17 protein-coding genes are annotated in these 21450 nt (G+C 40.8%); 9 read left to right on the top strand and 8 right to left on the bottom strand.

The window, feature by feature from the left end; translation table 11 throughout:
• Positions 1–70: 70 nt before the first annotated feature.
• The 4 genes from C8P64_RS14100 to C8P64_RS14085 all read left to right on the top strand — a co-directional run bounded on the left by C8P64_RS14100 (position 71) and on the right by C8P64_RS14085 (position 3563).
• The gene (locus C8P64_RS14100) at positions 71–736 is read left to right on the top strand and encodes a toxin-antitoxin system YwqK family antitoxin (protein WP_108172715.1); all 666 of its coding nucleotides are present in this window, start codon (positions 71–73) and stop codon (positions 734–736) included.
• A gap of 35 nt (positions 737–771) precedes the next feature.
• On the top strand, positions 772–1170 hold the full coding sequence (locus tag C8P64_RS14095) for a lipocalin-like domain-containing protein (RefSeq protein WP_108172714.1): 399 nt from the start codon (positions 772–774) through the stop codon (positions 1168–1170).
• A gap of 116 nt (positions 1171–1286) precedes the next feature.
• Complete coding sequence (gene mnmA / locus C8P64_RS14090) at positions 1287–2474, top strand: tRNA 2-thiouridine(34) synthase MnmA (protein ID WP_108172713.1); 1188 nt, start codon at positions 1287–1289, stop codon at positions 2472–2474.
• A 141-nt stretch (positions 2475–2615) separates the two neighbouring features.
• Positions 2616–3563: an NAD(P)H-dependent flavin oxidoreductase gene (locus C8P64_RS14085; RefSeq protein ID WP_108172712.1), complete on the top strand. Its 948-nt coding sequence runs from the start codon at positions 2616–2618 to the stop codon at positions 3561–3563.
• On the opposite strand, the gene C8P64_RS14080 is transcribed toward C8P64_RS14085, so the two are convergent.
• The 4 genes from C8P64_RS14080 to guaA are packed head-to-tail and all read right to left on the bottom strand — an operon-like array spanning position 3560 to position 8022.
• Positions 3560–4108 carry a DUF922 domain-containing protein gene (locus C8P64_RS14080; protein ID WP_108172711.1) on the bottom strand — a complete coding sequence of 183 codons (549 nt, stop codon included), beginning with the start codon at positions 4106–4108 and terminating at the stop codon, positions 3560–3562. The genes C8P64_RS14085 and C8P64_RS14080 overlap by 4 nt on opposite strands.
• Positions 4105–4506 (bottom strand): OsmC family protein, encoded by a 402-nt coding sequence (locus C8P64_RS14075; protein ID WP_108172710.1) that lies wholly within the window; start codon positions 4504–4506, stop codon positions 4105–4107. Before C8P64_RS14075 ends, C8P64_RS14080 begins: the two co-directional genes overlap by 4 nt.
• Positions 4496–6460 carry a LysM peptidoglycan-binding domain-containing protein gene (locus tag C8P64_RS14070; RefSeq protein WP_108172709.1) on the bottom strand — a complete coding sequence of 655 codons (1965 nt, stop codon included), beginning with the start codon at positions 6458–6460 and terminating at the stop codon, positions 4496–4498. Before C8P64_RS14070 ends, C8P64_RS14075 begins: the two co-directional genes overlap by 11 nt.
• 32 nt (positions 6461–6492) lie before the next feature.
• Entirely contained in the window at positions 6493–8022 is a 1530-nt protein-coding gene (gene guaA / locus C8P64_RS14065; protein ID WP_108172708.1) for a glutamine-hydrolyzing GMP synthase, read from the bottom strand.
• A gap of 83 nt (positions 8023–8105) precedes the next feature.
• Between guaA and C8P64_RS14060 the strand changes: the two genes are divergently transcribed.
• Positions 8106–8831, top strand: a complete 726-nt coding sequence (locus C8P64_RS14060; RefSeq protein ID WP_108172965.1) for an SIMPL domain-containing protein — start codon at positions 8106–8108, stop codon at positions 8829–8831.
• 8 nt (positions 8832–8839) lie between these two features.
• Here C8P64_RS14060 and C8P64_RS14055 read toward each other — a convergent pair whose 3' ends face one another.
• The 3 genes from C8P64_RS14055 to bshC all read right to left on the bottom strand — a co-directional run bounded on the left by C8P64_RS14055 (position 8840) and on the right by bshC (position 12365).
• The gene (locus C8P64_RS14055; RefSeq protein ID WP_108172707.1) at positions 8840–9289 is read right to left on the bottom strand and encodes a YybH family protein; all 450 of its coding nucleotides are present in this window, start codon (positions 9287–9289) and stop codon (positions 8840–8842) included.
• Positions 9290–9382: 93 nt separating this feature from the next.
• Positions 9383–10747: a pyridoxal phosphate-dependent decarboxylase family protein gene (locus C8P64_RS14050; RefSeq protein WP_108172964.1), complete on the bottom strand. Its 1365-nt coding sequence runs from the start codon at positions 10745–10747 to the stop codon at positions 9383–9385.
• A gap of 4 nt (positions 10748–10751) precedes the next feature.
• Positions 10752–12365, bottom strand: a complete 1614-nt coding sequence (gene bshC / locus C8P64_RS14045) for a bacillithiol biosynthesis cysteine-adding enzyme BshC (RefSeq protein WP_108172706.1) — start codon at positions 12363–12365, stop codon at positions 10752–10754.
• 140 nt (positions 12366–12505) lie between these two features.
• Between bshC and C8P64_RS14040 the strand changes: the two genes are divergently transcribed.
• The 3 genes from C8P64_RS14040 (at position 12506) to C8P64_RS14030 (ending at position 18731) form a co-directional block, all read left to right on the top strand.
• Positions 12506–13300, top strand: coding sequence for a carboxylesterase family protein (locus C8P64_RS14040; RefSeq protein ID WP_108172705.1), 795 nt, complete (start codon positions 12506–12508; stop codon positions 13298–13300).
• Between the two features lie 97 nt (positions 13301–13397).
• Entirely contained in the window at positions 13398–15887 is a 2490-nt protein-coding gene (locus C8P64_RS14035; RefSeq protein ID WP_108172704.1) for a M14 family metallopeptidase, read from the top strand.
• A gap of 15 nt (positions 15888–15902) precedes the next feature.
• Positions 15903–18731, top strand: coding sequence for a M16 family metallopeptidase (locus C8P64_RS14030; protein WP_108172703.1), 2829 nt, complete (start codon positions 15903–15905; stop codon positions 18729–18731).
• Between the two features lie 71 nt (positions 18732–18802).
• Here C8P64_RS14030 and rimO read toward each other — a convergent pair whose 3' ends face one another.
• On the bottom strand, positions 18803–20155 hold the full coding sequence (gene rimO / locus C8P64_RS14025) for a 30S ribosomal protein S12 methylthiotransferase RimO (RefSeq protein WP_108172702.1): 1353 nt from the start codon (positions 20153–20155) through the stop codon (positions 18803–18805).
• 163 nt (positions 20156–20318) lie between these two features.
• Here rimO and C8P64_RS14020 point away from each other — a divergent pair, with 163 nt between their 5' ends.
• Complete coding sequence (locus C8P64_RS14020) at positions 20319–21449, top strand: DmpA family aminopeptidase (protein ID WP_108172701.1); 1131 nt, start codon at positions 20319–20321, stop codon at positions 21447–21449.
• Position 21450 lies beyond the last annotated feature (1 nt).

The following is a 21450-nucleotide window of genomic DNA, read 5'->3' as shown; positions in this document are numbered from 1 at the left end:
TTGATTAGCTTTTGATTTTTTATAAAAGTAGAACCAAATTAGATATAATTCTGTTTAATCTTTGTTAAAAATGAATAAACATCTATTTTTTTTATTCGTATCACTCTATTTTTCAGCGATTTGTAAATCGCAAAACAACCAGTTTGACGAGCAAGGACGCCGTCATGGAGCCTGGAAAGTGGATTTTGAAGGTACTTCTAACCCAAAATTTGAAGGGAATTTTGAACATGGAGAAGAAATTGGAACTTTCAAATTCTATAAGAAAGGATTTTATGATCATCCCGCGGCGATCATGGATTTCGAAAAAGGAAAAGATTCGGTTCAGGTCACTTATTATACTCAAAAAGGCTATCCTATTAGTAAGGGAAAAATGGTCGATAAGAAACGTGAAGGTGAATGGGTTTATTTCCATCAGGAATCAGATAGCATCATGATGACCGAAGAATATAAGAATGATACGCTACACGGACTTCAAAAAACATATTTCAAAAACGGGAACCTGGCAGAAAAGACTGAATATACTAAAGGAGAAAAAGACGGACTCAGTATTATATATGCAGACAATGGCCAGATCACCAAAAAACTGAACTATAAAAATGGACAATTACATGGCACTGCCGAGTATTATACTGTAAAAGGTGTTAAGACCATCGAAGGATTTTATTCTGAAGGCAGAAAGTCTGGCCATTGGATATATTACGAAGATGGAAAAATAGACAGTGAAGAAGATTATTAAAATTGAATATATTTGAACAACTAAAATATCTACTTATGAAAAAGTTTTTGATCCTATTTTTAGCAATGAGCTTGTTTACCGCATGCAGCGACGATGACGATTCTGGTGCCGAAGGAAATATTGTTGGTACCTGGACACTTGTAGCAGCGACCAATGTACCTGGATTTACCATAGATGATTGTACGGGAAGATCCACAATCACCTTTAATGCAGATAACACCGCATCTTCGACTTTCTATGCTACGGTTGAAGACCAATGTGTCTCTAGTAATGACTCTGGAACATGGAGCAATTCCTCGGGTTCTCAGTATACCATTAAAATTCCTGGTTTCGATGATCCTGTAGCCGGAACAGTTAATTTCAGTAACGAGAACAGATTTACCTTTACTCCGAATGATCTTCCAACTTCAAGTCTAACTTTTGCCAGGAACTAAAGGTTTTTAATATATTGAATATAAAGGTGGCTTTCGCCACCTTTTTTTATTTCGTAATTTTGTGCCCGCTAATCCGACTCTTAAATCGGTCATAGCAAAAAAATAAATAGAGCAGAATGAAAAAAGTTGTAGTCGGTTTGTCCGGAGGTGTAGATTCAAGTGTTTCAGCCTATCTTTTAAAGGAGCAGGGTTATGAAGTGATCGGGCTGTTTATGAAGAACTGGCACGACGATTCGGTTACCATTTCAGACGAATGTCCCTGGCTTGATGACAGCAACGATGCCATGATGGTGGCAGATAAACTGGGAATTCCTTTCCAGACCGTGGATCTTAGCGAACAATATAAAGAACGTATCGTAGACTATATGTTCAATGAATACGAAAAAGGCCGGACGCCAAATCCCGATGTTCTTTGTAACCGCGAGATCAAGTTCGACGTTTTTATGAAGATCGCTTTATCCCTGGGAGCAGATTATGTTGCTACAGGACATTATTGCCGTAAAGCGGAATTTAATAAGGAGGGAGAAACTGTATACCAACTTTTATCTGGGCAAGACAATAATAAGGACCAGTCATATTTTCTTTGCCAGTTAACCCAGGAGCAGCTTTCTAAAACTCTCTTTCCTATTGGTGAATTGCAAAAATCTGAAGTTAGAAAGATCGCTGCAGAACAGAACCTAGTAACAGCAGAAAAGAAAGATTCACAGGGGCTATGCTTTATTGGTAAAGTTAGACTACCAGATTTTCTTCAGCAGAAATTAAAGCCAAAAGAAGGAGTTATCGTTGAAGTTCCGGCAGATCATAATACATATTCTGAAGAGGATAATAATTTCAACACCCAGATCGCCCAGTTAAAACATCTTTCTAAAAAGTTCAACTATCAGTTGGAAGATGGGAAAGTAGTTGGAAAACACCAGGGTGCGCATTATTTCACCAAAGGGCAGCGTAAAGGACTCGCCGTTGGAGGAACTCCTGAACCTTTGTTCGTGATAGATACAGATGTTGATGAGAACGTGATCTACACCGGTCAGGGTAAAGATCACCCGGGCATCTATCGCCAGGGGCTGTTTATCGCCCAGGACGAAGTTCATTGGGTACGTCGAGATCTGGCCATTGAGAATGGGGAGGAACTTAAGATTAAAGCTAGGATCAGGTATCGCCAGCCATTACAGGATGCAACTCTTTACCAGACCGAAAATGGGATGTATGTCATCTTTGAAGAACCTCAGGCGTCTATTACCGAAGGTCAGTTCGTGGCCTGGTATAAAAACGAAGAGCTATTAGGATCTGGTGTTATTTCCTGATATGATCTTTTCCCGCAACGGGTAATCATTTTTAAAAAAATCGAATTCTTATAGAAATAGATCCTGCCGGCTTTTCCGGCGGGATTTATATTATTATGTTTGAATAAAATTATTCAGGAAACACTTATATCCTTTAAAATAATGGCTACCAACAATAAGATCACCCAACTTTTTAATATAGAATATCCTTTGATCCAGGCAGGAATGATCTGGGCCAGTGGCTGGAAACTTGCCAGCGCGGTTTCAAATGCCGGCGGACTGGGAATTATTGGCTCTGGTTCTATGTATCCTGATGTTCTTAGAGAGCATATTCAGAAATGTAAAAAAGCAACAGATAAACCATTCGCGGTAAATGTTCCTATGCTCTATCCGGAAATCGATAAGATCATGGAGATCATTATTGAAGAAGATGTAAAGATCGTATTCACCTCTGCTGGAAATCCCAAAACCTGGACCAAACATCTGCAGGAACATGGTATCAAAGTGGTTCATGTAGTGAGCAGTGTGAAATTCGCTATGAAATCTGAAGAAGCCGGCGTAGATGCCGTTGTAGCTGAAGGTTTTGAAGCTGGGGGTCATAACGGCCGGGATGAAACCACTACGTTTACTCTTATCCCGATGGTGAAGGAAAAAATTTCCATTCCTCTAATCGCTGCCGGCGGAATAGCTACCGGAAGGGGAATGTTAGCTGCCATGGTGCTTGGAGCAGACGCAGTACAGGTGGGTAGCCGCTTTGTGGCCACTCCCGAAGCTTCTTCTCATAAGAACTTTAAGGAAATGGTGGTGAAAGCTAAAGAAGGAGATACGGTTTTAACGCTTAAAGAACTTGCCCCGGTACGTTTGCTTAAAAATAAATTCTATGAGGATGTGCAGAATCTCTATGCTAAGGCTCCAAGCAAGGAAGAGCTTATAGAATTGTTAGGAAGAGCACGGGCAAAGAAAGGAATGTTTGAGGGTGACCTTGAAGAAGGGGAACTTGAAATAGGGCAAATATCCGGGCTTATTCACGATATAAAACCTGCTGCGGAAATTGTAAAGGAAATGATAAGCGAATTTGAATCAGCGAAAAAAGAGGTTGCTCAGCTTTAACTGGAATATTTTGCTAGCTTTTTAAGCTCCTGCTTTACAAATTCACGCCACTTCCTTTCAGCTTCTTTATTCTCGCTGTGGGAAGTTTCCCGGTCGAATTTATTCTGCATTTCCACTCTTTCAGCTTCAATTCGATTATAGATACGTTTTAGATCCTGGCGAATATTTCTGAGAATTTCATATTCAGCCAAAGCCTTTCTAAGCTTACGGGCATGTAATTCTGAAATATCAAAATGCAGTTGCTCGTGCTTCAGCAGGTAATCCTCATCATGAATATCTTTCTGCACCCATGACTTATTTGGATAAAAATTGGTAAAAACTTCGTGTTCCAGTACAGGAACTCCGGTTGCCGTGCTATAATTCCAGGTATAGCTAATCCCGGAATTTGTATTCGCAGAATAGGATAAAGTAGTATCTGGTTCAGCCTTAAAATCTTCCCAGGTAAGTGGCCTTCCCTCCTGCCATTTGATCTTCTCCTGTTCTTCCTGAGACAAGGAACTAGCGATGCATAAAAGGCAGCAAATTAAGAGGCCGTGAATTTTCATGAATATTTAAAAGAAATATTCTTCTCTATATCGGGATGTAAACTTTGTAGGACAGGACAGGTCCTCCCTGTATTTTCAAGGATCCTGGTTTCCTTTTCCTCATAAGATCTCGGGAAAAGTATATTAACGTCTATCTTGGAGATCCTGCGCGGATCTGCCGCCATGGTCTTGGTAACCTCAGCAGTAGCTCCATCCATATCTACTCCTAAAGATTCTGCCTTTATGCCCATTACCGTGAGCATACAGGTAGCAAGCGCATTCGCAACCGTATCTGTAGGTGAAAAGGCTTCACCTTTCCCGTGATTATCTACCGGGGCATCTGTGATCATCTTTGCTCCGCTTTGCAAATGCTCAGACTCGGTTCTTAAACTGCCCAGGTATTTTACTTTAGAGGTCATTCGCTTCGCTTATGGTTAGGTCTTTATTCAGTTTCAACAGGTAGATCGCATCGTTTGTAAAACCTCCTTCTGGATTAGGCATATAATGGAACTTACTTTCATAATATTCCGTAAAACCAGGATATCTTTCAAATGAATCATAAAGATCTTCTGCCGAAGCCAGTCTTAAAAGAATATCCAAAGTTAGGTCGTAACCTCGAAGAGCATACCTGTTAGGCTCGATATTAAAACGCTCCACATATCTTTCGTTGAACTTCTCTGTAGCCGTGTTATCATATTCCTTATCTACAGAAGGATAATGAAATTTCAAGTTCCCAAGGTGATTGTTAGAAATGATGTCGTTTTCAAATGCATTGGTCTTATTGGTCGTTAAAAGAGTAATATCATGCTCTCTCGCCAGCCTGTTAAGTGCAGAGGTCGTACTGCTTACCACATTTATATTATCAGATTCCAGGATCACCAGGTTTTTTCCAGCGGTGAGGGTTCCCGCCAGCGCGGCATCAGATACATAATTATCTGTAGGGGTTACCACTCTTGCAGAAGGAAGAATACTGCTTAATTCACTCTTTATTTTGAAGGCCTTTCCATCAGCCACAATGATCACGTTTTTCCCGGCAGAATTCCTTGAAATAAACTCCAGCATGGCATTTTTCATGAATTCCTCTGTTGGAACAGACTGAAAGAGGTTCTGGTATCCTCTCATACTTCGGTTAGATAAAGGATTGATCACAGGGATATTCTTGCTTTCCAACCTAGCTGCGGCAGCTTCAGTAGGAGTTTGTAATAACGGACCGATCACAGCATCTACATTACTAAAATCATTGGCATTTATCACATTTGCCACATCAGAAGCACTCTGCCTGGTATCATATACCTTCAAATTCGTAGAGATACCCATAGATTTTGCTTTATCTATCGCCATTAGAACCCCACTGTAAAAATCAAGGGAAATTCTAACCACCCTCTCATTCATAATAGAATTACGGTAGGTCTCGATAGAATCCTCTTCGATCTTATTGAGGTGATAAGGCAACATTAGAACGATCTCCTTGGTGCTGCGGTTATTTATAGAGTTACTAAGATCCATTTTGGTATTGGCTAATTCGCCGCTACCGGTATAATCTTCATCGTCTGTATTTTTCCCATCAGGATTTTCAGGAACTTTTAGTACCATCCCGAATTTAAGTCCGTCTTTTAAAGCCGGATTCAATTGTTTTAATGAATCAATGCTAACTCCAAATCTCCTGGTAAGGCTGAAAAGTGTTTCCTGAGGTTTAACCTCGTAAAATCTGAAACGATCATCGGTAATAATCACCGGCTCGTCTTCAAGAACATCTGTCCCCACTCTAATCATCATTCCCGGTTGAAGCTCTTCAACACGTGGATTAATAGCTTCCAGCTCTTTCAGCGTCATCCCGTATTTTCTCGCGATACCATACTTGGTCTCCTTGGGAAGAACAATATGTTCACGGGTCTTGGTGATCTGGGATTCCTTTGGCTTAGAAACAGGAGCCGGCTTAGGAGTATTTTCAGCGATCATAGAGTTGCTGCGTGCAGCACCCTGAGGTATTCTAATGGTTTCACCCATCTGCAATTCTTTTGAGTAAAGCTGCTTATTATACCTTTTTATCTCATCTACACTTACGTCATATTCCTTGGAAAGACTATAAAGAGTTTCCTTCTTTTTAACCGTATGCTCTTTAAAACTGACTGAACTTCCAGCTTCAGGTTGGGAAGTAGATGCATCGATCGGGATCACGAGTTTTTCATTTATGCCTATCCCCTCTTTAGCATCGGGATTATATTTGTAAATATCTTCCTCATCTATACTATAGGTTTGAGAAATACTAAAAACGGTTTCCCCTTTTTTTACAGTATGGTATTTATAGGACTGGGCATTCGCCGAAGTCGAATAAATTTGAAAAAGAAAGCATATTACAAATAGGTACTTCATTATGATCGATTTAGGTTGAAATGAAAATTATCTTATTCCCACTCAATTGTTGCTGGTGGTTTTGAACTTATATCATACACCACTCTATTAACGCCCTTTACCCGGTTAATTATTGTATTGGACGTTTTTTGTAAAAATTCATAAGGTAAATTCACCCAGTCTGCAGTCATCCCATCGGTAGATTCTACCGCTCTTAAAGCTACAACCTGCTCGTAGGTTCTTTCATCTCCCATTACTCCAACAGACTGAATTGGTAACAGGATCGCTCCTGCCTGCCATACCTTATCATACAGCATCCAGTCTCTTAAGCCCTGGATAAATACATGGTCTACTTCCTGAAGTATGCGCACCTTTTCTGCGGTGATATCTCCTAGGATCCTTATCGCAAGTCCCGGACCTGGGAAAGGGTGTCTACCCAGTAGTTCCTTATCTATACCAAGTTCCTTACCAACTCTTCTCACCTCATCCTTGAACAACATTCTAAGAGGCTCCACAACTTTAAGTTTCATGAAGTCTGGCAAACCTCCCACATTATGGTGAGATTTGATAGTTACCGAAGGTCCGTTCACTGAAACCGATTCGATAACATCTGGATAAATGGTTCCCTGGGCCAGGTAAACCACATCCTTTATCTCGTGAGCTTCATCGTCGAAAACTTCAATAAATGTGTTTCCAATGGCTTTACGCTTTTCTTCAGGATCACTTAATCCTTTTAGCGCATCCAGAAATCGTGCCGAAGCATCAACTCCCTTTACGTTAAGCCCCATATGTTTATATTGATCCAGAACGCTTTCGAATTCGTTCTTTCTCAAAAGACCATTATTTACAAAAATGCAATAAAGGTTCTTCCCGATAGCTTTATGAAGCAGAACCGCGGCTACAGTAGAATCTACTCCACCACTTAAACCAAGTACCACTTTATCATCACCGATCTTCTCTTTAAGTTCTGAAACCGTAAGATCTACAAAAGCTCCAGGAGTCCAGGATTGCTGGGTACCGGCAATCTTTACAAGGAAATTCTCCAGTAATTGCTTTCCATCTGTCGAGTGATAAACCTCAGGATGGAACTGTATTGCAAAAGTATCTTCCCCATCTATCCTGTAAGCGGCATTAAGTACATCTGAGGTACTGGCCAGTCTCACGGCATTTTCAGGAAGGTCTATGATAGAATCACTATGACTCATCCAAACCTGAGAATTCTCTTTAATGTTCTCAAATAAAGGTTCGGCATCCTTGATCACAGAAAGATTCGCTCTACCATATTCCCTGGTATCTGAAGGTTCTACTTTTCCTCCGAAGAAATGCGCCAGGTACTGTGCACCGTAACACACTGCCAGAACAGGCAGTTTTCCGCGAATTTGTGAAAGATCAGGGTGTGGTGCGTCTTCAGCTCTTACCGAAAATGGACTTCCGGAAAGGATGACTGCTTTAAAACCTGATAAATCTTCTGGTATTTTGTGATAGGGATAAATTTCGCAGTAAATATTCAGCTCTCTAACTCTTCGTGCTATAAGCTGTGTGTACTGCGAGCCAAAGTCTAGGATGAGTACGTTGTTTTGCATGCGCAAAAATAGGAAAACGAGAAAAAATGAAAGCAAAGGATTTGATAAATTTTCTATATTTAATTAAGCATAAACCTCTTCACATGAAATACCTTAGTGCGATCATCTTTTCTATCGCGATAGTCCTTGCCGCCTGGTTTTTAGGCAATTCTTATGTTTCCAGAGCTAATCCAGATGGTGTCATCTCGGTGACCGGTTCTGGCAGTGAAAATTTCATTTCAGACCTCATCGTCTGGGAAGGAAGATTTAGCCGAATGAATCCCAACCTGGAAGAAGCTTATGAACAGTTGAACCGGGATAAGGAGATCGTGAGAAAATACCTGGTAGATCAGGGTATCAAAGCTGAAAATATCGTCTTTAACTCGGTACAAACCATCGAGCAGATGGAAAACCAATATCAAAATGGGAATTTCACCGGCAGTATATTTAAAGGCTATGAACTCATCCAACCGATAAAAATAGAATCTACCGAAGTTGAACTTATTGAAAGTGTATCCAGGGAGATCACCGAATTACTGAACAAAGGAGTACAATTCAATTCTTCGCCACCAAGATATTACTATACCAAGATCGCCGATCTTAAAATTGAAATGATCTCTAAAGCCACAGAAGACGCACGATTAAGAGCGGAAAAGATCGCTGCCAACAGTGGTGAATCACTGGGAGATCTTAAAAGCGCGAGTATGGGTGTATTTCAGATTACCGGGCAGAATAGCGGGGAAGATTACAGCTGGAGTGGTGCTTACAATACCGCAGACAAAAATAAAACAGCCTCAATTACTATGAGGCTGGAATATGAAATTGATTGATCTTTTTTTTAGGGTTGGCCTGCGCCAGCTGATGTGCTTACAAAGTCCCGGTATATTTTCCAGTCACCATTCACATTCTTCCATAAAGTTGAATATCTCCCATGATCTACCTTCTGGCCTTCCTTGGTATGTATCTCGTAAGTACCAAGTTCGTTAGCGTAATCTCCAAAATCCAGCACTTCATCTGTATGAATTACTAATTTCATATTTTGCTCGGCCATAGGTTTATGCGCGGCAGTAACGGCATCTCTTCCGTTTAAAGCTTCCTGTCCAGACATTTTGAAGATCACATCATCGGCGAAGAAAGACCCGAATTTATCAAAATCCCCATCTTCCATGGCTTTCTGCATAATCCTGGAGTTCCTTTCGATCACAGATCTCACTTCCGAATAATTTTGAGCTTTCACACTGAAGTTTATCAATACGGCCGCAAATAGCAGCAACATTAGTTTTTTCATAATTAAAATTGGTTTAGTTGGTTAATTAATTCCCTAAAGTATTCTAATATATGAAAAATAGCCGCTAAATATCAAATTAAGAGTCACTTACAACTAAGCAAGCGTTGCCAGGATCTCGTCGATATCCTTCTCTGTGGTATCTGGATTTATAAAACAAAAACGCACCACGCTCTCCTCTTTCCAAAGTGAGGGAGTTACCAGGGCAAAACCTGAATTATGGTTTTTGTAAGTCCAGTCGCGGTAATCTTCTGCCGCCCATCCCTTTCTTTTGAAAAGAACGACCGATAGACTAGCCGGTCTTACCAGCTCCAGGTTATCATTATTCTTGATCTTCTCTGCGGCAATTTTAGCCAGTTCTATTCCGCGCTCAATCGCTTCCTTATACTTATTGGTGCCATGCATCGCCAGCGAGAACCATAGTGGCATCCCGCGTAGTCTTCTGGTCAGTTGTATTTGATAATCTGCCGGATTAAATCCCTGGGCACCTTCATCTTTAAAGATCTCCAGGTAAGCGCCCTTTTGTGAATGGGCTTTTTTGGCCAGCTCCAGATTCTTATAAATAACCGCACCGCAATCATAAGGCGAAAACAACCATTTATGAGGATCTATAGTGATACTGTCTGCTTTTTCGATGCCGTTGAAAAGATGCCTTACTGAATTTGCCGCCAGTGCTCCTCCGCCATAAGCGCAGTCTACATGTAACCAGATATTTTCTTCCTCACAAATATCTGCTATCCCCTGCAGATCGTCAATGATTCCAGCATTGGTGGTTCCACCGGTAGCTACAATCGCGAACAACCTGTTCCTGTCATTTTCGTCTAAACCATCCAGCGCTTTCCTAAGTTCATTCCCTGAAAGATATTCATCTTCAGATTCTATAAGCTGAATATCGGCATCCATTACTTTAGCCATGGATTTTATAGAACTATGCGCTCCTGTCGAGGCTAATAATAACGCTCTGTCTCTGGCGTGTTCTGGCTTTTGTTCTCTCCATTCTTCTCTTGCCGTCACTAAAGCCGAAAGATTCGCGGCTGTTCCTCCACTGGTAAAAACACCAAAAGCGCCTTCAGGTAATTTAGTTAGGGAAACAAGCCATTTCATAGCCTGGTTTTCACAGAAAATTCCACCGGCACCTTCCATCCAATAAGCTCCATGAATACTGGAAGCCGAGGTAACAAGGTCGAACATGATCGCTGCCCTGGTTGGTGCAGCGGGTACAAAGGCCAGGTGACGGGGATGGTCTATAGGCACGGTAGCCTTTACCAGTACATCTCTGAATAACTGGAAGGCATTCTCACCTCCAATTCCTTCAGGAGTAATGGTTTCTCCTACTATTCTTAAAAGATCTTCCTCTTTTTTGGGAGATCCAAGTTCAGGGGTAACGTTTGAGATACGATCTATGGTGTATTTCATGACATCCAGGGTCATTTCCACTAGATCCATATCTATGGTATGCATTTTATTATTTTCCAAATGTCAAAATTTTAAAGTTAGATTCCAGAGGGTCTAAATTCTCCATCAGATGTGAGATTAGATCCTTACCATACTCCACGTAAAATTCAGAAAAATTGGTTTGTCTTTCCTGCAGGCTGCGATTCGGGAAAAGAGCGTTCTGTAATTTGGCGATCCTCTCCACTTCATCCTTTAGTTTTCTCTTTTGAGCTTTCAGTAACCTTTTTTCAAGATTGTCCAGTCCTTTTAATTGTTTCACCTCCTGTGCTTTTACGGCTCCCAGGAATGACTCGTCTGTTTGCTCGGCCAGGTCATACATTTGCTGGAATTGCTGGACAAGATGCTCTTTCTGCGGAGAAAAGTCGATATCAATATTCGAGATCTTCCTAACCTTCCTGTTTATAAGCTCATGCTGCTTTAGAAAAAGCTCAGGCATAGTGATATTCAATCGCTCACGCTTTTCATTCTGCTTGGCTGTTTGCAATAAAGCAGAGTTACGCAACAATAGCATAGGGAAAGTAATGTTTTCAGTCTCGAAATATGACTTTAGTTCCAGCCAGTACGCCAGCTCACCCCCACCTCCTATATAACAAAGGTTAGGCAGGATCACTTCCTGGTATAGCGGCCTTAGCATTACATTAGGACTGAACCGCTCAGGATGTTCCTTTAGTTCATTAAGGATCTCATCTTTGGTCCAGGAGATCTCGGTTTCATGAACAAAGTATTTCCCATCTTTTTCAATGATCCTTTCACGCAGTTCCTCGGTTAGATAAAACAGGTTGATCTCCCTTGGATTCACCTGGATATTATATCCCAGGGAATTTATTTTTTCAACAGTTTCGGTAGTTTTATTTAGCGACACCTGTTTGGTGAGTTCATTCTCCACAAAAGGAATGAAATGCTTTTTCAGCCTCTTGTCACCGGCTGCCACGATCACCAGTCCAGATTCGCCAAAGAGCTCATTAGCGATATAACGGGTGGCATCGGTTAGATTATCATGTTCCAGATAGCCCTTTTCGAATAAGTTCTTTAGATATTCCGCATTTTCGCCACCACCAATTTCAGCTGAAAAAAGTTTAAATACCTCATCCAGTCCTTCAGTAGAAAGTTTTCCAACCGCGGTCTTCCCTGCTCTTTTATCTGCATTGTTCCATTTGAATTTCTTGCCATTAAGATTGAAGAAGTTTATTTCATCAAAATCATGATCTTCCGTCGCCATCCAGTAAATAGGAACAAAATTATTTTCGGGATACTTATTTTTTAACTGCCTGGTAAGATTGATCGTGGAAATGATCTTATAAAGAAAATAAAGCGGGCCAGTGAAAAGGTTCAACTGGTGCCCGGTAACAACGGTGAAAGTTTTTTCTGAACCGAAAAGCTCTATATTTTCTCTGGTCAATTCTGAAACTTCCAGCCCTGAATACTGTTCATTTAAAACCTCGATAAGGTCTTTGCGGATACTATGATCATAACTGTTCTTTTTCTCCTCTATTTGAGGTCCGAAATTTTCAATTTTTGGATAGCGATTATAGAAATCTTTAAGGCTGCTTTTTTCAGCCAGATAATCGAGAATAAAGGGTGAAAAATAATTGGTTTCGGGATAGAGAATTGTTTCTTCCGACATTGTATCGTATGATGTTTGGCGTAAATATACGGTGTTTTGGATTCTTATCTAAAAGTCTGTTTTTTTAAGAAATTATTAACAATACCGGAAAAATAGCCAAGTATTTAATTAATAACTTTCTAAGGCTAAATTTCAGAATTATGAATTCTAATATTCTTAAGATCGTATTAATATTTTCAGTAGCCGTTTTCTTATCATGTAGTTCCTCAGATGATTCCAATCCGCCGCCAGAGCAAAGGACCTATGCAGATGTGCAGGCAGATTTTCAGGAACTGGATTTTCAACCGGGAATTAATGATGTTTCCCTAGTAAATACCTTTGGTGGAGAGTGGTTTTTTAGAGTGATAATTCCGGAAGGAGACCTTTCTTCGAATCCAAGACCCCTAGTAATGACCTTGCATGGTGCCGCTGGTGGAAGCCCGGATGCACATAAAACAACTGCCTGTTATGCTGAACCCGGTTTTGAAGCTATAAACCCTATAATTATCAGCCCTAATGGCGGAACTATGGACTGGCTTCAATTTGCCAATCAGGATCTCGTACTAAGCCTTATTGACCTTGCTAAGGACTATTTACCCGTAGATGATTCTAAAATCGTGGTGAACGGCTATAGCAATGGAGGTAACGGGGCTTGGTTCTATGGTGAGACCCAGCCAGATCTTTTAAGCGCGGCTATCCCCATGGCCAGTTCCTATAACACCTATAATACTCAGGGCAATCCGAGAAGAATGAATATTCCCATGTATGTTATTCACGGTGAACTGGATGAATTATTCCCTTTGGAAGAAACCCAGGAATGGGTGGAAGCTACCCAAAGCGTTGGCAGCGATGTATCTTTGGAAGTGGCTCCCGGACTTACCCATAATGAACCCTGTAATTATGTGCAATATTTGAAGAATGCCGCAACATGGCTGCAAAATGATGTCTGGAACTAAATAAACTCCTGGAACAGCAGAATTTTTCAGCATTCAATATTCTTATATTATAAACAGGCTTTATATTTACTGATATTATTCACAAACCCTGAATTGAATGAAATATCAGTATGCTTTTATAAGCGTTTTTCTTTTTATAGGACAATTTTTAACCGCACAGGAATTAAAATCCCCTTCAGATTTTCTTGGATACGAACTTGGAAGTCAGTTTTCCCGTCATGCCGATGTGGTAAATTATTTTGAACATATCGCAGAAAATTCTCCGATGGTCGAATATAATACCTACGGAAAAACCAATGAGCGCCGGCCCCTCACCTATGCCGTAATTTCTTCTGAAGCGAATATTTCTAATCTTGAAAATATCAGGAAAAACCATCTCAATAGTACCGATGATAAGACCAGTGAAAAAGATTCAGAAATTGCTGTGGTCTGGCTGAGCTACAATGTGCACGGGAATGAAGCATCCAGCACAGAAGCTGCCATGAAAACTTTATACAACCTAGTTACGGAAAAAAAAGACTGGCTTGAGAATACTGTGGTCATCATGGATCCCTGTGTAAATCCAGATGGAAGAGATCGCTACGCCAATTGGTACAATCAGGTAAAAACCGAACCTTATAACGTTTCCCAGGAAGCATCTGAACATCATGAACCCTGGCCTGGTGGAAGACCAAACCATTATCTTTTTGACCTTAACCGTGACTGGGCCTGGGCTACGCAAATAGAGACCCAGGAACGATTAAAAGTTTACAACCAATGGTTGCCACATATTCATGTAGATTTCCATGAACAGGGCATCAATGAGCCTTATTATTTTGCTCCCGCAGCTGAACCATTTCACGAGGTGATCACCCCTTTTCAGAGAGATTTCCAGACCAGGATTGGGAAAAATCACGCAAGATATTTTGATAAAGAGGGCTGGTTATATTTCACCGGGGAACGCTTCGACCTTCTCTACCCCAGCTACGGCGATACTTATCCAACTTATATGGGAGCAATCGGGATGACCTATGAGCAGGCGGGTCATGGAAGAGCAGGCCTGGGAATTAAAACAGACGAAGGTTATATATTAACCTTAAAAGATCGCCTCGAGCATCATTACACCACCGGACTTTCAACCGTTGAAGTAGCTTCAAAGAACGCTTCAGAATTGAACAAAGAGTTTCAGAATTACTTCAGCGATGAGGATTTTGAATATAAAAGTTATGCGCTAAATGGCAGTAAGGACAAATTAGAGTCATTAAAGCAATTGCTGGATAGACATGAAATTGAATATTCTTATGCCAATTCCGGTAAAGTAGTCGGTTATAGTTATAAAGAGAACGATAATGGAAGTTTGAGTAGTGATGAGAACACCCTTATCGTGTCTACAGATCAACCGAAAGGTAAAATGGTAAAGGTCTTATTCGAACCTAAAACCAAATTACAGGATTCGCTTACTTATGATATTACTGCCTGGAGTCTTCCTTATGCCTATGGTCTGGATGCCGTGGCCAGCAGCAGAAAAATTTCAGGATCAAATAGAACCAGTTCTAATACTATTCAAAATACAGCAAATGAAAACGGGGCTGGCTATATCACAAAGTGGAACAGCATGCAGGATGCGCAGTTCCTGGCAGATCTTATTAAGAATGGTATCAAAGTTAGGTTTAGCGAAGTGCCATTTGAAAGCAACGGACAGAAATTCGCTCCGGGAAGTCTTATCATTACCAAAAGCGATAATAGGAAACTGGAAAATTTTGATGCAAAGGTGATTGAAACCGCCGATGCTCACGAGCGCCAGTTATTAACTACCGAAACCAGTTTTGCCGAAAACGGTCCAGATTTTGGATCTCCAGATATCAAGATCATCAATGAACAAAAAATAGGTTTATTAAAAGGAAATGAAGTTTCTTCCTTGAACTATGGTGAGATCTGGTATTTTTTCGAGCAGGATCTTAATTACCCTGTAACACCTATAAATACTGAATATTTTGACAGAGTTGACCTGAATGACCTCGATGTACTTATAATGCCTGAAGGCTGGTACAGCGATTTTTTGGATGAAAAAACATTCGATAAGATCTCCTCCTGGGTCAGTAATGGTGGAAAATTGATCGCAATTGGAAATGCCGTGGGCAGCTTTAACGAAAAAGAAGGTTTCGGGATCTCCGAAAATAAGAAAACAGAAAAAGATTCTACAGCTACCGATGCTAATCTTATCCCTTATGCGAAAAGAGAACGCGAGAGCATCAAAAACCTTATCACCGGTAGTATCATAAGAACTAAACTTGATAATACCCATCCACTTGCCTTTGGATATGATGACGAATATTTCAGTCTTAAATTAAGCAGCGACAGTTATGCACTTTTAAGCGACGGCTACAATGTTTCCTATATTGAGGATCCTGAAGTGGTTTCAGGATTTGCCGGGAACGATGCGGTTAAAAATTTAGATAATTCACTGGTATTTGGAGAAGTAAAAATGGGTGAAGGAAGTATCATTTATATGGTAGACAATCCTTTATTCCGTGCATTCTGGCAAAACGGAAAGCTTTTCTTTGCTAATGCCCTCTTCTTTACCAACAATACCGGATACGACTATTAAAAAAGACATCATAAAATGAAATTAAAAAGATCATTACTAATCATTTTTATCCTGGGAGTCGTAAGCCTTACTTACGGTCAGGAAAAGACAGAAAATTTCTCGGTAGATTTTGAAACTTTCAACCTGGAGAACGGTTTAAAAGTGATCCTACATCAGGACACTTCAGATCCAGTGGTGGCCGTGGCATTAACGGCTCACGTAGGTTCTGCCAGGGAAAAAGATGGAAGAACAGGTTTTGCGCATTTATTCGAGCATCTTTTATTCCTTGAGTCTGAAAATCTCGGAAAGGGCGGACTTGATAAATTAAGTGCACGTATAGGAGGTTCGGGCGCGAACGGTTCTACCAGTAGAGACAGAACCAATTATTTCCAGACCGTACCGAATGATGCCCTGGAAAAAATGATCTGGGCAGAAGCCGATAAACTTGGTTATTTCATTAATACCGTAACCGAGCCAGTGCTGGCAAAGGAAAAGCAGGTAGTTAAAAATGAAAAGCGCCAGGGAGTGGATAACCGTCCTTATGGGCATACTTTCTATGTGGTAGACCGCAATCTTTACCCTGAAGATCATCCTTACCACTGGCAGGTAATTGGAAGCCTGGAAGACCTGCAGAATGCTACCTTGCAGGACGTAAAGGATTTTTATAATAAATGGTATGTACCTAATAATGTGATCTTAACCATTTCGGGAAATTTTGATAAAGAACAGGCGCGTGAATGGGTTCATAAATATTTTGATGAGATCCCACGTGGCCCGGAAGTGCAGGAACTGGATAAGCAATTAGTGAGCCTTAAGGAATCTAAAAGCCTGTATCATGAAGACAACTTTGCCAAACTACCTGAGTTGACCCTGGCCTGGCCTTCGGTCTATTCTTACCACGAAGACTCCTTCGCCCTGGAAATCCTTTCGAATTATTTGGCAGAAGGAAAGAACGCACCACTTTATAAAAAACTGGTAGAACAAGAAAAACTTAGCAGTGATGTAGACATGTTCAATTATACCTCTGAGCTGGCCGGGCAATTAATGCTTCAGGTTAGAGCTTATGACGGTAAGGATCTAGATTCAGTTGAATTGGCTATCGAGGAAACTTTCTCTGAGTTTGAAAAAAATGGGATTCCGCAGAAAGACCTCAAAAGGATCAAAGCGGGACTGGAAACGAATTTCTACAATTCTATATCCAGTGTTCTCGGGAAAGGGTTTCAATTAGCCCAGTATGAGATCTTCGCTAAAGATCCTAACTTCATCAATAAGGAAGTTGATAAAATGCTGGCAGTTACCGCAGAAGACGTGATGCGGGTATTCAAGAAATACATAAAAGACAAGAATTACGTTGCAACAAGCTTTGTTCCGAAAGGAGAAATAGACCTGGCTCTCACAAATTCTCAAAAAGCTGAAGTCGTTGAAGAAAAGATCATGGAAGGTGCAGAAGAAGATTTCGACCCGAATCAAAAAGTAAGTTATAAGAAGACTCCCTCGAGTTTTGACCGGAGTATAGAACCTCCCTATCATGGGAAACCAGAGTTGAATATTCCAGAGATCTGGGATGCAAGAATGCCATCGGGAATGCAGGTTATGGGAATTACCAATAACGAAGTACCGGTAGTACGATTCAGCCTGGAAATGAAAGGTGGTCAGTTACTGGAAAGCAGAGATAAAGCAGGAGTTTCAAATATGCTCGCCAGTATGATGACCAAAGGAACCGCTAAAAGAACCCCGGCAGAACTTGAAGAGGCCATCGAATTACTGGGTGCCGAGATCTATGTAAATGCCGGTGAGGAAAAGATCACTATTTCCGGGAATACTTTGGCTAAAAATTATGCAGAAACCATGGTCCTGGTTAAGGAGATCTTGCTGGAACCAAGATGGGATGAAAAAGAGTTTGAATTGCTTAAACAACAAACCTTAAGCGAACTTCAGGAAGAAAAAGGTGATCCAAATGCCATCGCACAAAATGAGTTTAAAAAACTTGTTTATGGCGAGAACAGCATTCTTTCCTACAATCAACTGGGAACTCCTGAAACTGTAAAAAGTCTGAGTATAGAGGATCTAAAGAATTATTATGAAGATAACTTATCTCCATTGGCCACGACTTTTCTAGCCGTGGGTGCGGTAGATAAATCTGAAGCGGTAAACTCAGTAAAAGCTATTTCAGCTAGCTGGGCTCCAAAAAATGTTGCCTTCCCCGAGATCCCGGAATTTGAACTTCCGAAGAAATCCAGGGTATATTTTTATGATGTACCGGGAGCGAAACAATCTGTCTTTGCTTTTGGAGCGCCCTCACTGTCTGCAAAAAATGAAGATTTCTACCCGGCAGAAGTAATGAACTACCGTTTAGGTGGTGGTAGCTTCGCTTCAAGACTTACCCAGGAACTAAGAGAAGGAAAAGGTTACACTTACGGGATACGATCCAGGTTTACAGACAGGTCTTATATAGGCCCTTTTATGATCACCAGCGGGGTGAGAAGTAATATTACCTATGAAGCTGCAGAACTGGTAAGAGATATAGTGAAAGATTATGCTACGACCTTTGATCAGGAGGATCTTGAGGTGACCAAAAGTTATATGATAAAGAGCAACGCCAGAAGGTTTGAAACCCTTGGTGCAAAATTAAATATGCTCCGCGAGATAAGCGATTATGGATATGACTATGATTACATCAAGGAGCGTGAACAAAAAGTAGAGGAAATAGGCGTTCTGGATATACAGGATTTAGCAAAAAAATATGTAGATCCTGACCGTATGTATTACCTGATCGTTGGTGATGCCGAAACCCAGATGGATAAACTGGAAGATCTCGGCTACGGAAAGCCGATACTTTTGAATGATGACAATTCGAATAATTAAGAAAGCGTAACAAAAATAAAAAAGGCGGGAAATCTATTTCCCGCCTTTTTTAATTCCAATACTGAATAGTTTTATTCAGTTCTTACTTTTATTTCTTTACGTTTAGGTTTTTCAGAAGTAACATTTAAAGCCTCTCCATAAAGATCGAAATCTGCAGCATCAGTAATCTTTACCTCGTAGTAGTCACCGGTCTTTAGATATACCGAAGTAGCATCGATCAGCACCTCGTTATCCACATCTGGAGAATCAAATTCAGTACGCCCAACAAAGTAATTACCTTCTTTTCTATCGATCACCACTTTAAAGGTCTCCCCTATTTTCTGCTGATTCAGCTCCCAGGAGATCTGAGACTGAATTTCCATAATTTCGTTTGCTCTTTCCTGTTTTACTTCCTGTGGCACATTGTCCTCAAGATTATAAGCGTGGGTGTTCTCCTCATGAGAATAGGTAAAACAACCAAGACGCTCAAAACGCATCTCCTTAACCCATTCTTTTAATTCCTGAAAATGTTCTTCAGTTTCTCCCGGATAACCAACAATAAGTGTTGTTCTAATAGCCATTTCTGGAACTGTTTTCCTGAATTCCTTCAGAAGCTTGGTAGTTTTTTCATGAGTGGTTCCACGACGCATAGACTTCAAAAGGTCATCTGAAATATGCTGAAGCGGGATATCCAGGTAATTACAAACCTTAGGTTCGCGTTTCATCACTTCCAGAACATCCATCGGGAAACCGGTTGGAAACGCGTAATGCAATCTTATCCATTCTATACCTTCAACCTTTACCAGGTTTTCAAGTAATTCGGCCAGATTACGTTTTTTATAGAGATCAAGACCGTAATAGGTAAGGTCCTGAGCGATCAAAATCAATTCTTTTACCCCATTAGCGGCAAGTTTTTCAGCTTCGGTTACCAGGTTTTCGATAGGCGTAGATTTATGCCCTCCACGCATTAACGGGATCGCACAAAATGAACAGGGACGGTCACAACCTTCAGCGATCTTTAAATAAGCGTAATTCTTAGGAGTCGTGGTCATACGCTCCCCTATAAGTTCATGCTTGTAATCTGCTTCCAGGGCCGCAAGTAGCCCGGGTAATTCTGTAGTACCAAAATACTGGTCTACATCTGGGATTTCCTTTTGCAGGTCTGGCTTATATCGTTCGCTCAAACAACCGGTCACAAAAACCTTGTCTACATCACCCTGTTGCTTTTTTTCAACGAATTCAAGAATGGTATTTACAGATTGCTCCTTGGCATTATCTATAAATCCGCAGGTATTTATCACTACAATATTCCCGTCCTCTTCATGTACAACGTCTTTATCATTGGCCTTTAGCTGACCCATCAAAACCTCGGAATCGTAAACATTCTTACTACAACCAAGGGTTACCACGTTGATCCTGTTCTTTTTTAGTGACTTCGTCCTCATAAAATTATATACTTTTTAGCCCTGATCAATTCCGAAGGAATGTCCAAAGCGGGTGCAAAGATACAATCTAAAAATAGATTTCAAGAAGCTTAGGACTTAAGACTTAAAGTCTTCTGGAAAGAAAGGCCCGGTTTTGTATCTTCAGAATCTAAAATATGACCTGATGAGAAACTTTCTTTTACTCCTATTTTTCACTTTTATTTCGATAAAAAATTCCGATGCCCAGACAAGGGCTCGTGACCTTGGGATTAAACCTGGGGTTTTAGCGCCGGGAAAGCAAAACTCTATTACCGATGTTCTGGGAGTAAAAGTTGGCCACACTACCCTAGTAAAAGGCGATTCTATTCGAACTGGTGTTACAGCTATTATTCCTCACAATGGTAATATCTTCCAGGAAAAGGTTCCTGCAGCTGTCTTTATTGGCAATGGCTTCGGAAAGCTTACCGGCAGTACTCAAATTGAAGAACTTGGTAATATTGAAACTCCTATAATTCTAACCAACACTTTGAACGTAGCAACAGGAATAAATGCAGTGATAAAATACAGCCTGAAGCAACAGGGAAATGAAGAGGTTAGGTCTATAAATGCGATAGTTGGCGAAACTAACGACGGTTACCTGAACGATATTAGAGGTCAGCACGTACAGATAGATGATGTGAATTCTGCCATCGAAAATGCAGATCTTGAGGTTGAAGAGGGCAATGTTGGTGCGGGAACGGGAACCATATGTTTTGGATTCAAGGGAGGAATAGGAACTTCGTCAAGAAAATTACCGGAAAGTCTGGGCGGTTATACCATTGGAGTACTGGTACAAACTAATTTCGGCGGAAACCTGCAAATTGATGGAGCTCCGGTTGGAGAAGAATTGCAACAGTTCAGTTTCAGGGACCGGATCCTGGATAGCGCAGACGGATCCTGTATGATCGTGGTAGCTACAGATGCGCCTCTGGACAGCAGAAATTTAAAAAGACTTGCCAAAAGGGCCGTGTTAGGGCTGGGAAAAACCGGAGGTATCGCCTCTAATGGCAGCGGAGACTATGTGATCGCTTTTTCTACTTACGAATCCAACAGAATTCCCTATAAAATTGAATCAAATCTTTTGCAAATGGAAGTTGTTCCCAACGACCTGATGTCTCCTATTTTTATGGGAGCTATCGAGGCAACCGAAGAGGCGATCTTAAACTCCCTCTTTATGGCCGAAACCATGACTGGATACAAGGGAAGAACAATAAAAGCTTTACCAAAAGATCAGGTTTTGCCGATCTTAAAGAAATATGGGGTGATAAATAAATGAT

Source organism: Christiangramia gaetbulicola, assembly GCF_003054225.1.
Lineage (GTDB): Bacteria > Bacteroidota > Bacteroidia > Flavobacteriales > Flavobacteriaceae > Christiangramia > Christiangramia gaetbulicola.
Note: the sequence above shows the minus strand (reverse complement) of the source record. Positions and strands in the feature narration are given on the sequence as shown.

Coding starts and splice junctions, on each gene's coding strand:
- C8P64_RS14100 (WP_108172715.1), top strand. CDS start 71: ATGAATAAACATCTATTTTTTTTATTCGTATCACTCTATTTTTCAGCG.
- C8P64_RS14095 (WP_108172714.1), top strand. CDS start 772: ATGAAAAAGTTTTTGATCCTATTTTTAGCAATGAGCTTGTTTACCGCA.
- mnmA (WP_108172713.1), top strand. CDS start 1,287: ATGAAAAAAGTTGTAGTCGGTTTGTCCGGAGGTGTAGATTCAAGTGTT.
- C8P64_RS14085 (WP_108172712.1), top strand. CDS start 2,616: ATGGCTACCAACAATAAGATCACCCAACTTTTTAATATAGAATATCCT.
- C8P64_RS14080 (WP_108172711.1), bottom strand. CDS start 4,108: ATGAAAATTCACGGCCTCTTAATTTGCTGCCTTTTATGCATCGCTAGT.
- C8P64_RS14075 (WP_108172710.1), bottom strand. CDS start 4,506: ATGACCTCTAAAGTAAAATACCTGGGCAGTTTAAGAACCGAGTCTGAG.
- C8P64_RS14070 (WP_108172709.1), bottom strand. CDS start 6,460: ATGAAGTACCTATTTGTAATATGCTTTCTTTTTCAAATTTATTCGACT.
- guaA (WP_108172708.1), bottom strand. CDS start 8,022: ATGCAAAACAACGTACTCATCCTAGACTTTGGCTCGCAGTACACACAG.
- C8P64_RS14060 (WP_108172965.1), top strand. CDS start 8,106: ATGAAATACCTTAGTGCGATCATCTTTTCTATCGCGATAGTCCTTGCC.
- C8P64_RS14055 (WP_108172707.1), bottom strand. CDS start 9,289: ATGAAAAAACTAATGTTGCTGCTATTTGCGGCCGTATTGATAAACTTC.
- C8P64_RS14050 (WP_108172964.1), bottom strand. CDS start 10,747: ATGCATACCATAGATATGGATCTAGTGGAAATGACCCTGGATGTCATG.
- bshC (WP_108172706.1), bottom strand. CDS start 12,365: ATGTCGGAAGAAACAATTCTCTATCCCGAAACCAATTATTTTTCACCC.
- C8P64_RS14040 (WP_108172705.1), top strand. CDS start 12,506: ATGAATTCTAATATTCTTAAGATCGTATTAATATTTTCAGTAGCCGTT.
- C8P64_RS14035 (WP_108172704.1), top strand. CDS start 13,398: ATGAAATATCAGTATGCTTTTATAAGCGTTTTTCTTTTTATAGGACAA.
- C8P64_RS14030 (WP_108172703.1), top strand. CDS start 15,903: ATGAAATTAAAAAGATCATTACTAATCATTTTTATCCTGGGAGTCGTA.
- rimO (WP_108172702.1), bottom strand. CDS start 20,155: ATGAGGACGAAGTCACTAAAAAAGAACAGGATCAACGTGGTAACCCTT.
- C8P64_RS14020 (WP_108172701.1), top strand. CDS start 20,319: ATGAGAAACTTTCTTTTACTCCTATTTTTCACTTTTATTTCGATAAAA.